This window comes from Micromonospora sp. SL1-18 (assembly GCF_047921505.1).
GTDB lineage: Bacteria > Actinomycetota > Actinomycetes > Mycobacteriales > Micromonosporaceae > Micromonospora.
Genome location: NZ_JBLROA010000009.1, coordinates 1 through 19,822, shown reverse-complemented (window position 1 = coordinate 19,822; position 19,822 = coordinate 1). Strand labels below are relative to the sequence as shown.

At 70.0% G+C, this 19,822-nt stretch carries 15 protein-coding genes and 3 pseudogenes; 11 read left to right on the top strand and 7 right to left on the bottom strand.

Features of this window, described 5'->3' with window-relative positions:
* Positions 1 to 69 precede the first annotated feature (69 nt).
* The 8 genes and pseudogenes from ACNAW0_RS05940 to rny all read left to right on the top strand — a co-directional run bounded on the left by ACNAW0_RS05940 (position 70) and on the right by rny (position 8,404).
* Complete coding sequence (locus ACNAW0_RS05940; protein WP_416286690.1) at positions 70 to 1,212, top strand: acyl-CoA dehydrogenase family protein; 1,143 nt, start codon at positions 70 to 72, stop codon at positions 1,210 to 1,212.
* A 68-nt stretch (positions 1,213 to 1,280) separates the two neighbouring features.
* On the top strand, positions 1,281 to 2,660 hold the full coding sequence (locus ACNAW0_RS05935; RefSeq protein WP_416286689.1) for an MFS transporter: 1,380 nt from the start codon (positions 1,281 to 1,283) through the stop codon (positions 2,658 to 2,660).
* Positions 2,661 to 2,720: 60 nt separating this feature from the next.
* Positions 2,721 to 2,921, top strand: coding sequence for a DUF3046 domain-containing protein (locus ACNAW0_RS05930; protein ID WP_416286687.1), 201 nt, complete (start codon positions 2,721 to 2,723; stop codon positions 2,919 to 2,921).
* 186 nt (positions 2,922 to 3,107) lie between these two features.
* A pseudogene (gene recA, locus ACNAW0_RS05925) lies at positions 3,108 to 3,968 on the top strand (recombinase RecA); the annotation flags it as partial.
* Positions 3,948 to 4,586, top strand: a pseudogene (locus ACNAW0_RS05920) (recombinase RecA); the annotation flags it as partial. The pseudogenes recA and ACNAW0_RS05920, both read left to right, overlap by 21 nt.
* A gap of 171 nt (positions 4,587 to 4,757) precedes the next feature.
* The gene (locus ACNAW0_RS05915; RefSeq protein ID WP_416286793.1) at positions 4,758 to 5,258 is read left to right on the top strand and encodes a hypothetical protein; all 501 of its coding nucleotides are present in this window, start codon (positions 4,758 to 4,760) and stop codon (positions 5,256 to 5,258) included.
* An 8-nt stretch (positions 5,259 to 5,266) separates the two neighbouring features.
* Positions 5,267 to 5,968 (top strand): regulatory protein RecX, encoded by a 702-nt coding sequence (locus tag ACNAW0_RS05910; RefSeq protein WP_416286686.1) that lies wholly within the window; start codon positions 5,267 to 5,269, stop codon positions 5,966 to 5,968.
* A 669-nt stretch (positions 5,969 to 6,637) separates the two neighbouring features.
* A complete protein-coding gene (gene rny / locus ACNAW0_RS05905; RefSeq protein WP_416286685.1) occupies positions 6,638 to 8,404 on the top strand; it encodes a ribonuclease Y in 1,767 nt (588 codons plus the stop codon).
* A 63-nt stretch (positions 8,405 to 8,467) separates the two neighbouring features.
* On the opposite strand, the gene ACNAW0_RS05900 is transcribed toward rny, so the two are convergent.
* From ACNAW0_RS05900 to ACNAW0_RS05885, 4 genes are read right to left on the bottom strand one after another with little or no spacing between them, the layout of a single operon-like run.
* The gene (locus ACNAW0_RS05900) at positions 8,468 to 9,433 is read right to left on the bottom strand and encodes an amino acid ABC transporter permease (RefSeq protein ID WP_416286684.1); all 966 of its coding nucleotides are present in this window, start codon (positions 9,431 to 9,433) and stop codon (positions 8,468 to 8,470) included.
* Entirely contained in the window at positions 9,430 to 10,137 is a 708-nt protein-coding gene (locus tag ACNAW0_RS05895) for an amino acid ABC transporter permease (RefSeq protein WP_416286683.1), read from the bottom strand. The genes ACNAW0_RS05900 and ACNAW0_RS05895 overlap by 4 nt, the downstream gene beginning before the upstream one ends.
* 40 nt (positions 10,138 to 10,177) lie before the next feature.
* On the bottom strand, positions 10,178 to 11,053 hold the full coding sequence (locus ACNAW0_RS05890) for a glutamate ABC transporter substrate-binding protein (RefSeq protein WP_416286682.1): 876 nt from the start codon (positions 11,051 to 11,053) through the stop codon (positions 10,178 to 10,180).
* Positions 11,054 to 11,109: 56 nt separating this feature from the next.
* Positions 11,110 to 11,865, bottom strand: a complete 756-nt coding sequence (locus tag ACNAW0_RS05885; RefSeq protein ID WP_416286681.1) for an amino acid ABC transporter ATP-binding protein — start codon at positions 11,863 to 11,865, stop codon at positions 11,110 to 11,112.
* 209 nt (positions 11,866 to 12,074) lie between these two features.
* Between ACNAW0_RS05885 and selD the strand changes: the two genes are divergently transcribed.
* The 3 genes from selD to miaB all read left to right on the top strand — a co-directional run bounded on the left by selD (position 12,075) and on the right by miaB (position 15,386).
* On the top strand, positions 12,075 to 13,064 hold the full coding sequence (gene selD / locus ACNAW0_RS05880) for a selenide, water dikinase SelD (RefSeq protein ID WP_416286680.1): 990 nt from the start codon (positions 12,075 to 12,077) through the stop codon (positions 13,062 to 13,064).
* A gap of 203 nt (positions 13,065 to 13,267) precedes the next feature.
* Complete coding sequence (locus ACNAW0_RS05875) at positions 13,268 to 13,747, top strand: hypothetical protein (protein WP_416286679.1); 480 nt, start codon at positions 13,268 to 13,270, stop codon at positions 13,745 to 13,747.
* A gap of 139 nt (positions 13,748 to 13,886) precedes the next feature.
* Positions 13,887 to 15,386 carry a tRNA (N6-isopentenyl adenosine(37)-C2)-methylthiotransferase MiaB gene (miaB, locus tag ACNAW0_RS05870; protein WP_416286677.1) on the top strand — a complete coding sequence of 500 codons (1,500 nt, stop codon included), beginning with the start codon at positions 13,887 to 13,889 and terminating at the stop codon, positions 15,384 to 15,386.
* Between the two features lie 67 nt (positions 15,387 to 15,453).
* On the opposite strand, the pseudogene ACNAW0_RS05865 reads toward miaB, so the two are convergent.
* From ACNAW0_RS05865 to ACNAW0_RS05855, 3 genes and pseudogenes are all read right to left on the bottom strand, one after another.
* Positions 15,454 to 16,419: pseudogene (locus ACNAW0_RS05865) on the bottom strand (pectate lyase family protein).
* A 182-nt stretch (positions 16,420 to 16,601) separates the two neighbouring features.
* Positions 16,602 to 18,200 (bottom strand): cellulase family glycosylhydrolase, encoded by a 1,599-nt coding sequence (locus tag ACNAW0_RS05860; protein ID WP_416286676.1) that lies wholly within the window; start codon positions 18,198 to 18,200, stop codon positions 16,602 to 16,604.
* A gap of 357 nt (positions 18,201 to 18,557) precedes the next feature.
* On the bottom strand, positions 18,558 to 19,811 hold the full coding sequence (locus ACNAW0_RS05855; RefSeq protein WP_416286792.1) for an IS110 family transposase: 1,254 nt from the start codon (positions 19,809 to 19,811) through the stop codon (positions 18,558 to 18,560).
* Between the last annotated feature and the right edge of the window lie 11 nt (positions 19,812 to 19,822).

The following is a 19,822-nucleotide window of genomic DNA, read 5'->3' as shown; positions in this document are numbered from 1 at the left end:
GACCCCGCGGCAGGTTCGCGGCGTCGCCGGCCCTTCCCGCCCGCCGGTCCGGCCGGCACACTCATCGCCATGGAGCAGCATCTCTACGAGTCCGTGCACGAGGAGTTCCGGGCGCTGTGCCGCGAGTTCCTGGCCCGGGAGGCCGTGCCGCACCACGAGCGTTGGGAGGCCGACGGGATCGTGGACCGCCAGGTGTGGCGCCGGGCCGGCGCCGCCGGGCTGCTCGGCATGGACGTCGACGAGGAGTACGGCGGCGGTGGCCAGCGCGACTTCCGGTTCAACGCGGTGCTCGACGAGGAGGTCGTCGCGGCCGGCTGCGCCGGCCTCGGGTTCGGCCTGCACAACGACGTGGTGGCGCCGTACCTCACCGAGCTGACCACCGACGACCAACGCAAGCGCTGGCTGCCCGGCTTCTGCTCCGGCGACCTGGTCACCGCCATCGCGATGAGCGAGCCCGGGGCCGGTTCCGACCTGGCCGGGGTCCGCACCAGCGCGGTCCGCGACGGCGACACGTACGTCCTCAACGGCCAGAAGACCTTCATCACCAACGGAGAAATGGCCGACCTCGTGCTGGTGGTCGCCAAGACGGCACCCGACCAGGGCGCGCACGGGGTGAGCATGATCGCGGTCGAGACCGGCACCCCCGGCTTCAGCCGCGGCCGGCGGCTGGCCAAGGTCGGCCTGAAGGCCAACGACACCGCCGAACTCTTCTTCGACGACTGCCGGGTCCCGGTGAAAAACCTGATCGGCACCGAGAACCACGGTTTCTACCACCTGATGGCCAACCTGCCCCGGGAGCGGCTGGGCATCGCCGTCGCGGCGGTGGCAGCGGCGGAGCGGCTGCTCGCACTCACCCTCGATTACGCCCGCACCCGCGAGGCGTTCGGCCGGCCGATCGGGAAGTTCCAGCACAACCGGTTCCTCCTGGCCGAACTGGACACCGAGGTCACCATCGCACGCACCTTCGTCAACCACTGCGTCGCCGAGTTCAACGCCGGCCGGCTCTCGGTGACCGACGCGGCCAAGGCCAAGTGGTGGACCACCGAACTGCAGAACCGGGTCGCCGACCGCTGCCTCCAACTGCACGGCGGCTACGGCTTCATGCTGGAGTACCCGGTGGCGAAGGCCTGGCTGGACGGCCGGGTGCAGACCATCTACGGCGGCACCACCGAGATCATGAAGGAGATCATCGGCCGAGGGCTCGGCCTGTAGCGGAACCCGGCGCCGGCGCCCCGGTAGGGTGCGGGAGGATGGTCACCCCTTACCGAGGAGCACCAGGCATGGCCACCGACCTGACCGCCCCGGCACCGACCCGGCCGGACATCGCCCCGATCCAACGGCGGACGCTCCGGCTGCTCTTCTGCACCCAGATCATCGGCGGCATCGGCGTCACCATCGGCATCTCCGTCGGGGCGCTCCTCGCCGCCCGGGTCGCCGGCACCGCCCTGGCCGGCCTGGCCCAGAGCGCCGGCGTGGTCGGCGCGGCACTGCTCGCCGTACCGATCACCCGGATCATGGCGGCCCGGGGGCGGCGACCCGGTCTGGTGACGTCGTACCTCACCGGCGCGGCGGGCGGCGTGCTGGTGGTGGTCGCCACCGTCGCCGACCTGGTGCCGCTGTTCTTCCTCGGCATGCTGCTCTTCGGCGGCGGCACCGCCGCCAACCTCCAGGCCCGCTACAGCGCCGTGGACCTGGCCGAGCCGGCCCGCCGGGGCCGGCAGCTCTCCCTGGTCGTCTGGGCCACCACCATCGGCTCGGTGGCCGCGCCGAACTTTGCCACACTCGCCGACGCCACCACCCGCGACTGGGGCCTGCCCCCGCTGGCCGGCCCGTTCGCCTTCAGCGCCGCCGCGTTCACCCTGACCGCCGTCGTACTGCTGCTCCTGCTCCGGCCCGACCCGCTGCTCACCGCGCGCCGGCTGGCGGCGGACGACACCCCGGCCGCCCCGACCGCCGACGGCTCCGGGCCGCCGCGCGGCGCCGAGCTGGAGTCCCCGGCAGCCCGCGGCCCCGCCGGCATGCGTGCGGCCTGGCAGGTGGTACGCGAACGGCCCGCCGCCCGCCTCGGCATCACCGCGGTGGCGATGGGCCACCTGGTGATGGTCGCGGTGATGTCGATGACCCCGGTACGCCTCGGCGAGTCGCACTCCGACGCGGACGTGCTGCGAGTGGTCGGCATCGTGCTGAGCCTGCACATCGCCGGCATGTACGCGCTCTCCCCGATGGTCGGCTGGCTCACCGACCGGCTGGGCCGGCGCCCGGTGATCCTCAGCGGCGTGGCCCTGCTGCTGGCCGCCTGCGCGGTCGCCGGCACCGCCGGACACCACACGCCGCTGCTCTCGGCGGGGTTGATCCTGCTCGGGTTGGGCTGGTCGGGGACCATGGTGGCCGGCTCGACCCTGCTGTCGGAGTCGGTGCCCACGGCGGCCCGGCCGGGCGTGCAGGGGCTCTGCGACCTCGTCATGGGCCTGGCCGGGGCCGGCGCGGCGGCGGCCAGCGGGTTTGTCCTGCGGGCGGTGGGCTATCCGACCCTGACCCTGCTGGCGGCGATCGCGGTGGTGCCCCTGGTGGCGCTAGCGTTGCGTCCGGTGCCGCCGACGACCCCGGACGGGCTCCGGCGTTCCGTGGACGACATCGGACGGGCTCCGGCCTCCCGCTGACGACACCGGACGGGCTCCGGCGTCCCGCGGACGACGCACCTGACGAGGAGGACTGATCACGTGCGGCTGACCGACTTCTGGGTCCGGCTGGAGGAGGCGTTCGGGCCGGGCTACGCGGCCAGCATCGCCAGCGACCAAGTGCTGTCCCAGCTCGACGGGCGAACCATCGAGCAGGCCCTCGCGGCGGGTGAGGAGACGCACGTGGTGTGGCGGGCGGTGGTCGCCGCCTATCCCGACCGGGTGCCCGCGCGGCTACGCTGAGCAGCCTTTTCCCCGGGCTCCGCGTGTCGCTTGCCGAGTCGTACACCTGTTCGGCTATTGTCCACAGCGGGGTGCTCGTCCACAGCTCGCGGCCCGTCGGCTGGTTTTCTGTCGGACCCAGCGCCTAGCGTGTCCCGCGTGACGCGAAGCTCAGGTAAGACGCCGGCGAAGGCAGGGGTGGCAACGATGGCGGCAGGGCAGGACCGGGAGAAGGCGCTCGACCTTGCTCTCGCTCAGATCGACAAGCAGTTCGGCAAGGGCTCGGTGATGCGACTCGGGGAGCGGCCGGTCATCCAGACCGCCGTGATCCCGACCAGCTCCATCGCGCTCGACGTCGCGCTCGGCGTGGGTGGCCTGCCCCGCGGTCGGGTCGTCGAGATCTACGGACCGGAGAGCAGCGGAAAGACCACGGTCGCCCTGCACGCGGTGGCCAACGCCCAGCGAGCGGGCGGCATCGCCGCCTTCATCGACGCCGAGCACGCGCTCGACCCGGAATACGCGAAGGCCCTCGGCGTCGACACCGACGCCCTGCTGGTCTCCCAGCCGGACACCGGCGAGCAGGCGCTGGAGATCGCAGACATGCTGGTCCGCTCCGGCGCGCTCGACATTCTCGTGATCGACTCGGTCGCCGCCCTGGTGCCGCGCGCCGAGATCGAGGGCGAGATGGGCGACAGCCACGTGGGCCTCCAGGCCCGCCTGATGAGCCAGGCGCTCCGCAAGATCACCGGTGTGCTCAACAACACCGGCACCACCGCGATCTTCATCAACCAGCTCCGCGAAAAGATCGGGGTAATGTTTGGCTGTGGATCTTGGGATACCAAGGTCACTCTGGCGGACGGATCCCAAGAGCTTCTCGGCAAGATCGTTAGTGAGAAGATGGATGTCGAGGTGCTCTCCTACGACGGGGAGTTGGGCTGCCTCGCTCCGCGCCGGGTCGTCAACTGGTTCAACAACGGCACGACCGAGGAGTTCCTGCGCTTCAAGGTCGAGCGTGCGGGTGGTGGATCCGGTCGCGGGCAAGCCGTCATGTCGATGACCCGCAATCACCTCATCATGACTCCGGGCGGCTGGCGCGAGGCGGGCGAGCTCCTTCCCGGAGACCGGGTGATGCTCGCCCAACCGCACTTGCTTGGGCCATCGCAGTGGCAGGTCATCCTCGGCTCGCTGATGGGTGACGGCAATCTCTCGGCACCGGTCCGATCTGAGGCGGCGAGCGCCCGCTTTCGCATGGGGCATGGCGCGAAGCAGACCGCCTACCTTGACTGGAAGGTATCCCTGCTCGCCAACGTTCCGCACAGCCGCACGTCCAACGCCAAGGGGGCGGTCTTCGCCGACTTCACACCGCTCGCCGAGCTGGCAGAGCTGCGGGAGGCGGTCTATCTCGGTGACGGGAAGAAGCACCTGAGCTGGGAGTACCTCAAGGAACTTACCCCACTGGCGCTGGCGGTCTGGTACATGGACGACGGCTGCTTCACGGTGCGCTCCAAGGGCTTGCAGCAGCGGACCGAGGGGGGCAGCGGACGCATCGAGATTTGCGTCGAAGCGATGAGTGAGGGGTCTCGTGAACGGCTCGCGAGCTACCTGCGCGACACGTACCAACTTGACGTGAGGGTTGCCCCGAAGGGTGCCAGGTCAATTCCGTACCTGCGGTTCACGACGGCGGCATCAGAGAAGTTTCAGAGGCTCGTCGCGCCCTACATTCCTGAGTGCATGGAGTACAAGCTCTTGCCAAAGCTCCACGGGCAATGTGCCGTTGTGCCGGAGTTCATGAAGCCGGTTATGGCTCCCGTTCCTGCCAGGATCCTCGAGATCGAGGTCAGGCGTGACTACAAGAACATGGACCGGTTCGACATCGAGATCGAAGGCTCGCACAACTACCTCGCCGACGGGATTCTGGTGCACAACAGCCCCGAGACGACGACCGGTGGTCGGGCGCTGAAGTTCTACGCCTCGGTCCGGCTCGACGTGCGCCGCATCGAGAGCCTCAAGGACGGCACCGAGGTGGTCGGCAACCGCACCCGGGTCAAGGTGGTGAAGAACAAGGTCGCCGCGCCGTTCAAGCAGGCCGAGTTCGACATCATGTACGGCAAGGGCATCTCCCGCGAGGGCTCCCTGATCGACGTCGGCGTGGAACAGTCGATCATCCGTAAGTCCGGCGCCTGGTACACGTACGACGGCGACCAGCTCGGCCAGGGCAAGGAGAAGGCCCGCGAGTTCCTCCGGGAGAACCCGGACGTGGCCGCCGAGATCGAGAAGAAGATCCTGGAGAAGCTCGGCGTCGGGCTCGGCGTGGGCGACGCCGCCGGTGGCCCGGAGCTGCCGCCGGTCGACTTCTGACCTGACCTGTGGCAGGACGACGCGCCCGTACGGGGCGGGGCTGGGATGCCAGCCCGCCCCGCGCGGGTGATGCCACCACCCCACCCCGCTCCCGCCGTGGCCGTGGGGGGCGTGCCGAGGAGACCGATCCCGAGGCCACCCCGAGCCCGCCCCAGGACGAGGGCGAGCTGGCTCGGGAGATCTGTCTGCGGCAGCTCGCGGTCCGGCCGCGTACCCGGGCGGAGCTGGCTGGCGCCCTCGCCAGGCGGGGCATCTCCGAGGAGGTCGCCGCTCAGGTCCTTGATCGCTACGACGAGGTTGGCATCGTCGACGACGCCGCCTTCGCCCGAGCCTGGGTCAGCAGCCGGCACGCCGGCCGTGGGCTGGCCCGGCGGGCGCTCGCCAATGAGCTGCGTCAGCGCGGCGTCGACGGCGAGGTGGCCAGCGAGGCGCTCGGCGAGCTGGACGAGGAGACCGAGGCGGAGACGGCCCGCGCCCTGGTGGAGCGGAAGCTGCGCGCCACCAGGGGCGAGCCGGACGCGGTGTTCCGCCGCCTCGTCGGCATGCTGGCCCGCAAGGGGTACGCGCCGGGCGTGGCGATCCGCGCGGTGAAGGACGCCCTGGCCGCGCAGAGCGCCGAGGCGGCCGAGTTCGCCGAGCACATCGACGCCGATGCGCTGGCCGACGCCGAGAACGACCTCGACCACCGGGACCGTCGCACCCTCGACTGACCACCGCCACCGAAGCACCGGCCGCGTCCGAGATCCGCACAGCTTCGGGAAAGTTGCTGCCTGCCGTCGCGGGTAGGCAGCAACTTCCCCGATGTTGCGCGCGTGCCGGCTGCCCGGCGTGCCGGTCGGGCGGCCCGGCGTGCCGGTCGGGCGAGCACGGGAGCCTGCTGAGCAGGTCGGGAACGTGACTGAGGCCACTGTGGTCGGTGGGGTTTGTCCGGGCGTGTCCGGCATTTGATCGGCGCAGCGTGATGCCGCAACTTCTCTCCGTCCGGGTGGTGTGATCATGAGTTCTTGACCAGACGGCCCTCGGAGACCTAGCCTCGCCATACAGGCTCACATTGCCCGACCAGCGCAGGCTAAGCGCACAACATAGATCCCGTAACAGAACAGCATCAATTTGGGCCAGCTTAACCGGCCTTTGACGGCAGCTCCGGACGGCCGGTCCGGCACCGCCGACAACTGCAACCGGCCGCCAGCGATGCCCAACGGGGCACCGCCGACGGAAAGCTACCCAAGGCCAGCCGCTCGGTCGGGCGTCCAGAGCCGCAGGTGCGTGCCAGTTGGCACCACGCCTGCGGCGCGACGTTCAGGGGAGGCGGCCATGGCGGGGCGACACAGATTAACCGGTCTTCCGCGCGCCACCGGCCGCGCACTCGGGGTGGCCGTATGAGCGCCTTCGACATGCTCATCCTCGCGGTGGTGCTGCTCCTCGCCGTACTGGTGGTCGGTGCCGTCCTGGTCGGCGTCCGCACCCTGCGCCGGCTCAACCTCGCGCCCGCCCCGGAGGACCCGGCCTTCATCGCCGAGAAGGACCGGCGAGAGCAGTCGCTGGCGGCGTTACGCAGCGCCGCCGACGAGGCGAACAGCACGATCGACGTGGCGAGGTCGGCCGCCGCCGCGGCCCGGACGGAGGCGGCCGCCGCCAAGGCGGAGGCGAAGGCGGCCCGGGCCGAGGCGCGGCGGGTTCTCGACGACGCCCGGGCCGAGGCCGACACCGTGCTGGAGCGGGCGCACAAGCAGGCCGAGGCGGACGCCGAGCAGTTGCGCGCCACCGCCCGGCGCAGTGGCGAGCGGGAGGTGGCGGTGCTCGCCGCGACCACCCGCGAGCAGGCCGCCGAGGTGGAGCGGCGGGCCGCCCGGATGGACGAGCGGGAGCGGCTGCACACCGAGGAGGTGGAGCGGCTCGCCGAGCGGGAACGGCAGCTCACCGCCGCCAGCGCCGCCCTGGCCGCTCGGGAGGCCGGCCTGGTGGAGCGGGAGCAGGCGTTCGCGCAGGCGGAGGAGCAGCGCCGCCGGGAGTTGGAGCGGGTGGCCGGGCTGACCGCCGAGGCGGCTCGGGCCGAGCTGGTCGAGTCGATCGAGGGCCAGGCCAAGCGGGAGGCCGTCCTGCTGGTCCGGGACATCGAGTCCGAGGCCCGTGACACCGCCGAGCAGCGGGCGCGGCACATCGTGGTGGACGCCATTCAGCGGGTCGCCAGCGAGCAGACCGCGGAGAGCGTGGTGAGCGTCCTGCACCTGCCGGGGGATGAGATGAAGGGGCGGATCATCGGCCGGGAGGGGCGCAACATCCGTGCCTTCGAGTCGGTCACCGGGGTCAACCTGATCATCGACGACACCCCCGAGGCGGTGCTGCTCTCCTGCTTCGACCCGGTACGTCGGGAGATCGGCCGGATCACCCTGGAGAAGCTGGTGCTGGACGGCCGGATCCACCCGCACCGGATCGAGGAGGTCTACGACCTGGCCCGGCACGAGGTCGAGGAGCTCTGCCATCGGGCCGCCGAGGACGCCCTGGTCGAGGTCGGCATCACCGAGATCCACCCGGAGCTGGTCACTCTGCTGGGCCGGCTGCGCTACCGGACGTCGTACGGGCAGAACGTGCTCAAGCACCTGGTGGAGACCGCGCACATCGCCGGGACCATGGCCGCCGAGCTGCGGCTGGACGTGCCGACGATCAAGCGGTGCGCGTTCCTGCACGACATCGGCAAGGCGCTCACGCACGAGGTGGAGGGGAGCCACGCCATCATCGGCGCCGACATGGCCCGCAAGTACGGCGAGAGCGAGGACGTGGTGCACGCCATCGAGGCGCACCACAACGAGGTGCCGCCGCAGACCATCGAGGCGGTGCTCACCCAGGCCTCGGACGCCTGCTCGGGCGGCCGGCCGGGGGCCCGGCGGGAGAGCCTGGAGGCGTACGTCAAGCGGCTGGAGCGGATCGAGGAGATCGCGGCCGGCAAGGTCGGCGTGGAGAAGGTCTTCGCCATGCAGGCGGGCCGGGAGATTCGGGTGATGGTCAAGCCGGAGGAGGTCGACGACATCGGCGCGGCGGTCCTCGCGCGGGACGTGGCCAAGCAGGTCGAGGAGGAGCTGACCTATCCCGGCCAGATCCGGGTGACTGTGGTCCGCGAGTCCCGGGTCACCGAGATCGCTCGCTGAGGCCGCACGCGAAGAAGGGCCGGCCCGGGAAACCGGGCCGGCCCTTTCACCGTACGGGTCGGATCAGATTCCGCCGGTACCCTCGGCCTGCGACATGATCGCCGCGGGCGGCAGGTTCTGCGCCGGGGTGCCGGCGGTCTTGCGGCCGCGGGAGAGGCGGTGCTGGACGTACTGGGCCAGCTTGGACAGCGAGTAGTTGACCGCGATGAAGAGCACGGCGATCACGACGTAGACCTGGATCGGGTTGCCCAGCACGCCGATGATCTGCTTGCCGATGTTCAGGGTCTCCTCGTAGCTGATGATGAAGCCCAGCGAGGTGTCCTTGAGCACCACGACCAGCTGGCTGATCAGCGCCGGGAGCATGATCCGGAACGCCTGCGGCAGCAGGATCATCCGGGTGACCTGCAGCGGGGAGAGGCCGATCGCGGCCGCGGCCTCCGCCTGGCCGCCGGGCAGCCCCTCCATGCCGGAGCGGAGGATCTCGGCGATGACCACCCCGTTGTAGATGGTCAGGCCGATGACCAGGTACCAGAGGTTGTCGAACATGACGCCGAAGGCGGGGAAGCCGCGGGCCACGAAGAAGATGGTGATCACGACCGGGAGGCCGCGGAACACCTCGACGGAGACCCGGGTGACCGCCGACAGCAGGAGGCTCAACCCGCGCAGCAGGTACGCGACCGGCGCGGCCAGCCCGGTGAAGCGTCGCCGGAGCAGGCTCTTGAGCTGGATCCGCAGCACGGCGAGCAGGGTCCCCACCACCAGCGAGGACAGGATGGCCAGCGCGGCGGCGATCAACGTGTTCTTCAGGCCGATGCCGATCCGGTGCCAGACCAGTGAGAAGTTCTCGTTGGCGGGGTCGATCAACGAGCCCCACAGCTCCATCGAGAACTGGCCCTTGTCGGCCAGCGGCCGGTAGATCAGGAAGTACGCCCCGACGAGCAGCACCACCGCGGCGACCAGGCTGCTGATCAGGGTGATCCGCCGCTGGCGGGGGCCGGGGATGTCGTAGAGGACGGTCTGCTGGCTCATCGGGCCACCGCCTGTCGCTTCTCGATCCGGTCGAGGAGGGCGCCGAGCGGCACGGTCATGATCAGGTAACCGGCGGAGATGCCGATGGCAACCGGGATGAAGGCGTAGCCGCCGGCCGAGGTGAGCTGGTCGGCGGTCTGCGAGAGGTCACCGACGACGCCGAAGAAGCCGATCAGCGCGGAGTTCTTGATCATGGCGATGATCACGGAGCCGAGCGGCACCGCCGACGCTTTCCAGGACTGCGGCAGCACCACGTAGCGCAGGTTCTGGCCGAAGGTGAGGCCGAGCGAGCGGGCGGCTTCGGCCTGTCCCGCGGGCACCGCGTTCACTCCCGAGCGCAGCGCCTCGCAGACGAACGCCGAGGTGTAGAGCACCAGCGCGATCAGTGCGAAGCGGAAGTACGGCAGGTCGGTGCCGAGCCGGCGGAAGATCAGCTCCAGCCCGGGGATCCGCAGGAAGTCCGCGTTCGACCCGAGTGCTGGCAGGCCGAACGCGGCGAAGAACATGACCACGGTCAGCGGCATGTTCCGGAAGGTGTTGACGTAGGCCGTGCCGACGGCGCGCAGCGGCGGCACCGGGGAGATCCGTAGCATCGCCACGACGGCGCCCAGGATCAGGGCGCCGATCGCGGCGAGCACGCAGATCTGGAGGGTGAGCCAGAAACCACCCGCAAAGACGTCGAACTTGTCGATGAGCACACTCACGGGTTGGTGTTCCTCCCCACCCTCCAGATCAGCGGTTTGATCAGTAGCGGTCGATCGTGGGCGGGTCGCCCAGCGTCGCGCCGAACTTGCCGGCGGTGTCGTCCCAGGCCTTCTTCCAGCTGCCGTCCTTGAAGGCCTTGTCCAGGACGTCGTTGATGAAGTTGCGGAAGTCGGTGTCGTCCTTCTTCACCCCGATGCCGTACGGCTCCTTGGTGAAGTTGTCGCCGGCGAGCTTGAAGGAAGCCTCGTCCTTGGCGATGAAGCCGAGCAGGATCACGTTGTCCGTGGTGACCGCGTCGACCTGGCCGCCCTTGAGGGCGTCCCGGCACTTGTCGTAGGTGTCGAAGAGCACCAGCTGGGAAGCGACGTCCTTGACGTACTTCTTGATCTCCTCGGCCGGGGTGGAGCCGGTGACCGAGCAGACCTTCTTGGCGCCGTCCTTGAACGAGTCCGGGCCGGTGATGCTGGCGTCGTCCTTCTTCACCATGATGTTCTGGCCGGCCTCGTAGTAGGGCCCGGCGAAGGAGACCCGCTCCTTGCGCTCGTCCTTGATCGTGTAGGTGGCCGCGATCAGGTCGACGGTGCCGTCGGCGATCTTGTCCTCGCGGACCTTCGACGGCGTCTCGATGTACTCGATCTTGTCCTCGGGGATGCCGAGCTCCTTGACGACGAGCTTCGCAATCTCGACGTCGAAGCCCTCCGGCTTGCCCGACAGGCCCTTCTGGCCGAAGCCCGGCTGGTCGAACTTGGTGCCGACCTTGATCTTCTGCGCCTTGCTCAGCCGCTCCATGGTGCTGCCGGCCTTGAAGGACTTGCTGCCGGCGCCGGTGCCCTCATTGCTGTCACCACCGCAGGCGGCCAGGCCGAGCGCCAGGGTCGCCGCCGCGGCGACCGCGGCCACGCGCTTGTAACGCATAATCATCTCCTTCTTCGAAGGAGCCGCCGGAGGCCGGCGCGCTCCACTACGGATGCTCAGTGCGTGAGGATCTTGGAGAGGAAGTCCTTGGCCCGCTCGCTGCGCGGGTTCGCGAAGAACTCGGTCGGCGGGGCGTCCTCGACGAGCCTGCCGTCGGCCATGAAGATCACCCGGTTCGCCGCGTGCCGGGCGAAGCCCATCTCGTGGGTGACCACGACCATGGTCATGCCGTCGCGGGCCAGCGAGGCCATCACGTCCAGCACCTCGCCGACCATCTCCGGGTCCAGTGCGCTGGTCGGCTCGTCGAAGAGCATCGCCTTGGGCTGCATGGCCAGCGCGCGGGCGATCGCCGCCCGCTGCTGCTGCCCGCCGGAGAGCTGCGCCGGGTACTTGGCGGCCTGGTTGGCGATGCCGACCCGGTCGAGCAGGGCCAGGCCGCGCTCGCGTACGGCGGCCGGCTTCTCCTTGCGGACCTTCAGCGGGCCGAGGGTGACGTTCTCCAGGATGGTCTTGTGCGCGAAGAGGTTGAACGACTGGAAGACCATGCCGACCTCGCTGCGCAGCTTGGCGAGGGCCTTCCCCTCGGCGGGCAGCGGGGTGCCGTCGAAGGTGATGGTGCCCGAGTCGATGGGCTCCAGCCGGTTGACCGTTCGGCAGAGCGTCGACTTGCCGGAGCCCGAGGGGCCGATCACGACGACCACCTCACCCTTGCCGACGGAAAGCGAGACGTCGTCAAGCACGTGCAGGGGGCCGAACCACTTGTTGACCCCGTCCAGCACGATGAGCGGTTCGCCCGTCGTCACGTCGTCCACCGTCCCTGTCGTCCCTGTCGTCCGTGGCGGAAAGCCGGGGGCGATCGTTCCCCCGGTTGGGCCACTGTAGGCGGGGCGATGTGTCAGGACGCAACTCGAATGGTCACGGAGCGGTAACACCAGTCACCGGTATGCCTGAGAGTCCGAATTCCGTCAGGGACCGGCCCGTTCGGGTGGCGACCCGGACAGCTGAAGGAGATCATGTGGGGATGACCGAGCCGCTCAGGCTGACCGATTACGCCCGCGGCGGTGGCTGCGCCTGCAAGATTCCCCCGGGCGAGTTGGAGGCCATGGTCGCCGGGCTCGGACCGGTCGGCGGCGCCGCCGACCTCCTGGTCGGCCAGGACCACGGCGACGACGCCGCGGTGGTCCGGCTGGACGAGCGGACGGGGCTGGTCAGCACCGCCGACTTCTTCACGCCGGTGGTGGACGACGCGTACGACTGGGGCCGGATCGCCGCCGCCAACGCGCTGTCCGACGTGTACGCGATGGGCGGCACCCCGCTCGTCGCGCTCAACCTGCTCTGCTGGCCTCGGGACGTACTCCCGTTGGAGTTGGCCCGGGAGGTGCTGCGCGGCGGGCAGGACGTGGCCCGGGAGGCCGGCTGCCACCTGGCCGGCGGGCACAGCGTGGACGACGACGGCCCGAAGTACGGCCTCGCCGTCACCGGGGTGGTCCGGCCGGAGGAGCTGATCACACTGGACGCCGGCCGGGCCGGCCTGCCGTTGTCGCTGACCAAGCCGCTCGGCGTGGGGGTGTTGAACACCCGGCACAAGCGGACCGGGGAGCGGTTCCCGGCGGCGGTCGCCGCGATGACCAGGCTCAACCGGGACGCGGCCCGGGCGGCGGTCGCCGCCGGCATCCGCTGCGGGACCGATGTCACCGGTTTCGGGCTGCTCGGGCACGCCTCGAAGCTGGCCCGGGCCAGCCGGCTCACCGTCGCGATCGACGCGGCGGCCGTGCCGTACCTGCCCGAGGCCCGGGAGGCGGTGCGCGACGGGCACGTCAGCGGCGGCACCCGGCGCAACCTGGACTGGGTGACCCCGTGGACCGACTTCGGCGGCCACGACGAGGGGGAGCGGCTGCTGCTGGCCGACGCGCAGACCTCCGGCGGGCTGCTGGTCGCGGGCGAGGTGCCCGGCGGCACGGTGATCGGCGAGCTGTTGGCCGCCGGCGAGCATCTGGTCCGGGTCCGCTGAACCCCCATGTCGCTGCCTCCGGCGGGGCACCATACCCGATAAACTGTCATCTTCCCGCCACTCTGAGCAATGGTGTCGGAGGAAATTTTGCCCGGAATGGTCACAGACCGGTAACTTGCCCCCGGCTGAGGCCATATGCACCCCACCATCGTCAGTAAGGCCCGATCCGGAGGCCGGTGGGACGAGCACAGCGAGGAGGCGGCATGACCGAGCTGTGGAACTGGAGAATCGACGGTGCGGCGCCGGTGGAGGTCTACCCGGCGTTGGCCGAGGCGCTCGGCCGGGTGGTGATGCCCCTCGCCGCCGCCGACTCGGCCCGACTTCCCGCGTACGCGGTCATCTGCGACGTGTGGGAGGCGCCGGGGGTTTACGGCACCATGGTCGACTGCTACGGGGTGCCCGAGGGCCTGCCCGAGCTGCCCAGCATCGCGGCGCTGGCCCGGCTGCTGGACCGCAACTGCCTGATGCGCGACGACACCCTCGACGCCGGGCGGCACCTGCTCGTCGCCCCGGACGGCACGATCCGCCCGGTGCACTTCGACGTCGTCGAGACCGACGAGGGTGAGGTGCTCAGCGACCAGCGGCTCTGCACCGCGGCCCACCCCGGCTGTCGGGGCTGGTCGCAGTGTCACCGCTCGCAGTGGGGGCCCGACTCGGTCGCCCCGGCCCTCGCCGCCGCCTGACCCGCAGCGAGGGCGGCGGCCCGGGTCAGGCCCGGGCCGCCGGGCGCTGGCCCCGGACCACCAGCTGGTCGAGCAGGGCCGGCACACGGCTCCTCCTCGTTCGGTCCGACCAGCTCGGCCCGGATACGCTGTCCGGGTCATGACTACCGCAGCCGCGGGCAGCCCGCGCACCTACCAGGTGCGCACGTACGGCTGCCAGATGAACGTGCACGACTCCGAGCGCATCTCCGGCCTGCTCGAACAGGCCGGGTACCTGCGCGCCGCCGAGGCCGACGAGCAGCCCGACGTGGTGGTGTTCAACACCTGCGCCGTACGGGAGAACGCCGACAATCGGCTCTACGGCAACCTGGGTCATCTGCGCCCCGTCAAGGACAAGCACCCCGGGATGCAGATCGCGGTCGGCGGCTGCCTGGCCCAGAAGGACCGCGGCGAGATCGTCCGCAAGGCGCCCTGGGTGGACGTGGTCTTCGGCACGCACAACCTCGGCTCACTGCCGGTGCTGCTGGAGCGGGCCCGGCACAACGCCGCCGCCGAGGTGGAGATCCTCGAGTCCCTCGAGGTGTTCCCCTCCACGCTGCCGGCCCGCCGCGAGTCGACGTACGCCGGCTGGGTGTCGATCTCCGTCGGCTGCAACAACACCTGCACGTTCTGCATCGTGCCCGCCCTGCGCGGCAAGGAGAAGGACCGCCGCCCCGGCGACATCCTCTCCGAGGTACGCGCCCTGGTCGACGAGGGCGTGCTGGAGGTGACCCTGCTCGGGCAGAACGTCAACTCCTACGGCGTCGAGTTCGGTGACCGATACGCGTTCGGCAAGTTGCTGCGCGCCTGCGGCGACATCGACGGCCTGGAGCGGGTCCGGTTCACCAGCCCGCACCCGAAGGACTTCACCGACGACGTGATCGCCGCGATGGCCGAGACGCCGAACGTCTGCCACTCGCTGCACATGCCGTTGCAGTCCGGCTCCGACGACGTGCTCCGCGCGATGCGCCGGTCGTACCGGTCGGAGAAGTACCTGGGCATCATCGAGAAGGTCCGGGCGGCGATGCCGGACGCGGCGATCACCACGGACATCATCGTCGGCTTCCCCGGCGAGACCGAGGCCGACTTCGAGCGGACCCTCGACGTGGTCCGCGAGGCGCGGTTCGCCTCGGCGTTCACCTTCCAGTACTCCAAGCGGCCCGGCACCCCGGCCGCGACCATGGACGGCCAACTCTCCAAGCAGGTCGTGCAGGAGCGCTACGAACGGCTCATCGCCACGGTGGAGGAGATCACCTGGGCGGAGAACAAGAAGCTGGTGGGGGAGACCGTCGAGGTGCTGGTCGCCGTCGGCGAGGGGCGCAAGGACGAGCGCACCGGCCGAATGTCCGGCCGAGCCCGGGACGGCCGCCTGGTCCACTTCGCGACGGGCGCCCTGGCCGGGCAGATCCGCCCCGGCGACATCGTGCACACCACGATCACCTACGCCGCCCCGCACCACCTCAACGCCGACGGCGAGCCGGTGTCGCACCGGCGTACCCGGGCCGGCGACGCCGCCGAGGCGGGACGGTCTCCGCGTACCCCGGGGGTGCTGCTCGGACTGCCCACGGTCGGCGCCCCGGCCGCGGCGCCCGCGCCGACGACCGGCTGCGCCGCCCACTGACGACGGTCGGGGGCCCACTGACGACGGTCGGGGCCCGCCGGCGCGGCGGGCCCCGACCGATGGTGGGTCAGACCGTGATCCGCCCGGCGCCCGCGCCGCCTGTCACGATCGACTTGACGCTGCTCGCGCTGTCGAGGGTGTACGGGTACGGGATGCCGGCCACGCTGCCGCCGGCCTGGCCGCTGCCCGAGTTGACGAAGTAGTTGTTGCGGGCGACCAGGGTGCCCGGCCCGGAGTCGGCCTCTCCGAGGTGGTACGGGTCCTTGACGTTCTCGAAGTAGTTGCCCTCGACGAGGACCCCGGCGCTCATGGTCGAGGCCACGCCGTAGCCGCTGTTGTTGTTGTAGAAGTTGTTGTACACGTGCACCGGGTTGCCGAAGCGGACCCGGGGGTGGCGCTGGGTGCTGGCGTCGAACCAGTTGTGGTGGTAGGTCACCCGCAGGTGGCCGGTGTCCTGGGCGGCGTTGGCGTCGTCGTGTCCGAGCAGCATCGTCTTGTCGTGGCGGTACACCCGGTTCCAGGAGACGGTGATGAAGTCCGAGCCCCGCTTGATGTCGACCACGCCGTCGTAGCCGTTGGTGAAGGTGTTGTGGTCGATCCAGATGTTGTTCGCCGACTCCTGGATGTTGATCGCGTCGTCGTTCCAGTTCTGGAACATGATGTTCCGGATGATGACGTTGCGGTCGCCGCTGATGTTGAAGCCGCAGCCGGAGATGGTCGCGCCGGCGTTGCCCAGGATGGTCTTGTTGGACCGGACCTGCAGCATGCCGGAGCAGGTGATGGTGCCGGAGACCCGGATGACCGCCGCGCCGCTGGAGCAGACGGCTGCGGTGAGGGCCGAGGCACTGGTGACCGTGGTGGTCGGAGCGCTGCCGCCGCCGGTGGTGCCACCGTTCTCGGTGGCCCAGCCGACCAGGTCGGTCGGCGCGGCCGTGGCCGGTCAGGTGGCGGCGGTGAGGGCCCCGGCGAGGAGCACCGCGGAGGTGGCGGCTGCGGCGAGTAGGGCGGTGGGACGTCGTGACGTGATGCGCATGGTGCTTCCCCTCGGTGGTGGCGGGCCCGGAGTGGACGTGCTGCCCTGAGAAGCGGCTCCGTGTAAACGTTTGCCCGACGGATCGGTAACGTTTCCCGGGGAAAACACAGACGAGCATCGATGTAAAGACCGGCGGCCGCCACGTGTCGGTGACGGCCGCCGGTCCCGGGGTGGCGGAAGGTTCAGCAGGCGACGCTGTTGAGCTTGACCGCGCCGGGCGCGGCGGCGGTGCCGTTGGCGGTGAAGCCGATGGTCGCCGAGGCACCCGGCGCGAGGGACCTCGCCCAGTCGGGCGCGGCGGCGGTGACCGTGGTGCCGGACTGGGTGACGGTGGCGTTCCAGCCGCTGGCGAGGGTCACCCCGGACGGCCAGGTCCAGGTCACCGACCACGGGTTCAACGTGGCGGTGCCGGTGTTCTTCACCGTCAGTTCGCCCTGGAAGCCGCCCTGCCACGCGTTTACCTGGTTGTAGGTGGCGGTGCAGGCCCCGGTCGGCGGAGGCGCGGTGGGCGATGCCGTGCCGGTCGGGGAGACGGTCGGTGACGGGCTGCCGCCGCCCACCGGCGGGATCAGGTACGGCTGGATGATGCTCTGCTTGGCCTGGTTGATGGTGGTCCAGTCGTCGTTCGCGATGCCGCCGGTGTCACCCGAGTTCGGGTTCCACGACCAGTAGGTGAAGGACATTCCGTTCACCCCGGTCCCGGTGTACGCGAGCAGGTTCTGCAGCCACACCTTGTCCTTCGGGTCCTGGAGCGTGGTGCCGAACTCGCCCATCATGATCGGCGCGATGTTCTGCTTGTAGAGGTAACCCCAGTAGTTGTCCCAGATGCCCGGCATGTTCGCCGGGTAGGTCGGGTCGTCGAACCACGGCTGGCGGTAGACCGAGGTCGCGTACTCGTGCGGGGAGTAGACCAGCCGGTTGGCCACGTTCAGCCGGACCGGGAACTGCCCGGCCTTGGAGAGGTTGCCACCCCACCAGCCGCAGTCTTCGGTTTCGCCGTTCCAGACGTTCGGCTGCCCGCCGCTGGGGCAGCTCACCCCCTCCACGAAGATCAGCCAGTTCGGCTGCACCCCGAGGATCGCGTTGCCGGCCCGCTCGGCGGCCAGCCGCCAGTCGCGGGCGGTGTCGCCGCAGCCCCAGCAGGCGCCGGTGGCGTTCGGGTTGGTGCCCTCGGCGTGCGGCTCGTTGTGCAGGTCCGCGCCGATGACCGTGCTGTTGCCGGCGTACCGCTGGGCCAGCATCTTCCAGTCGTTGATCCAGGTCGCCTCCGAGACCGTGGAGGTGTACCAGAGCGCGGACTGCCCGGCCGAGGTGGGCCGGTGCCGGTCCAGGATGACCCGCATCCCCTTGCTGCCCGCGTAGCCGATGACCTTGTCGAGGATCTGCAACGGAGAGAGCCCGGCCAGGTCCGGGTTGACGTAGTCGTTGATGCTGGTGGCTGTCGCGCCCGGCTTCAGCGCGTCGTTCGAGTACGGGACGCGCAGCGTGTTGTAGCCCAACTGCGCCATGGTGTCGAGCTGGTTGCGCCACGGGTTGCTCGACCACAGACCGTGGAAGGTCTTGTTGTCGGTCTCCATGCCGAACCAGTTGATGCCGGTGAGCCGGACCGTGGCCCCCGTACTGTCGATGATCTTGTTACCGCTGGTGTGCAGGTAACCGGTGCCGGTGCCGCCGACGGCGGCGACAGCCGGGTTGGTGCTGACGGCGGCGGCGACGAGGATGCCGGCCGCGGCGGTGGCGAGCGCCGCGAGGGCGCCGCCGAGAGCGGTGGGTCGGGACATTGCGAGCTCCACTTCGGATGCCCGCGCCGCGGGAGCGCCGCGGGCGGAAAGACCAAGGGAGACGGCCCGCTCATCATCGAGTACGCGGACAGAGCGCGACGGGCCGTGCCACGTGGACGGCCACTCACGGGGGATGCACCGGCGACTGCGACGGCGGCCTCGCCGTCGGTGCCCTCACGCCGGTGGGCAGACCTGGCTCTGCCGCTCATTCTGATCAGCTTGTCTCGATGCGTCAACCGCGACGCCTTCGGCCTCGATGTGCGGCATGTTGTGGTCAAAACCGATGACGAGACCACGGGTTGCCGCACACTAGCTCGAAAATGACCCCGTGAGTGGCGGTCGGTGCTGGTCACTGGATCATGCGGCGGGCTGGGTGGGTTGGATGGGGTTGAGGGTGACGGTGTAGCCGAGTTTGTTGAGGGCGGTGATGGCGCGGCGGCGTTCGCGTTCGGGGTCGCGGCGTAGGAAGTAGTCCCCGCCGAGGTCGTGGTAGTCGGTGGTGTTGGTGAGCATGTGCCAGACCGAGGTCAGGATGGAGTGTTCCAGGGCGACGATGGCTTTCTGTTTGTTGCCTAGCCGGCGGACCAGGCGTCGGTATTGGGCGGCCAGGTAGGTGTTCTTGCTGCGGAGGGCGGCCAGGGCGGCGACGCCGAGGCTGGCGGTGAGCCAGTGGTCGCCTTTGCGGGTCTTGCCGGACTTGCGTTTGCCGCCGGAGGCGTGGTTGCCGGGGCAGACCCCGGCCCAGGAGGCCAGATGCGCGGGAGTGGGGAACTGGGACATGTCGCCGCCGGTCTCGGCGATGATGACCTGCGCGACGTGCTGGTTGACCCCGGGGATGGTGTCTAGGCGGGTCAGCAGGTCCTGAAACGGGGTCATCGCGGCGTCGATTCGCTGTGACAGGGCGGTGATGTCGCGGTCGATGCCGTCGATGCGGTCCAGGTGCATACGGCATAGGAACGCGTGGTGGGGGCCGAAGCGTCCGACCATGGCTTCTTGCAGGTCGGGGATCTTCGGGCGCATCCGGCCTCGGGCGAGGTCGGCGAGGACTTCCACGTCGCGTTCACCGTCGATGAGCGCGCCGAGCATGGCCCGCCCGGAGACGCCGAGGATGTCGGTGGCCACCACCGACAGTTTGATCCCGGCGTCTTCGAGTTCCTTCTCCAGGCGTTGGGCTTCGCGGGTGCGTTCTTGTTGCAGGACCTGCCGGTAGCGGGTGAGGTCACGCAGCTGGCGGATCGGCTCGGGAGGCACGAAGCTGGCGCGCAGCAGCCCGCACTCGCCCAGCTGGCACAGCCAGACCGAGTCGGCGACGTCGCTTTTGCGGCCGGGCAGGGCCTTGGCGTGCTTGGCGTTGATCAGCTCGACGTTGAGGGCATCTTCGAGTAGGTAGAACGGTGAGCGCCAGTAGTCGCCGGTGGCCTCCATGACCACCAGCGACACCTGTTCGGCGATCAGCCAGTCGCGCATCGCCAGCAGCGAGTTGGTCATCGTGGTGAACGTGCGGACCTCGGTGTGGTGGGTGTTGCGGCGTTTGCCGGGGGTTCGTAGGCAGACCTTGACCTCGTCCTTGGCAACGTCCAACGCGGCGCATCGATCATGCAGGACGTCCATGGTGTCCTCCC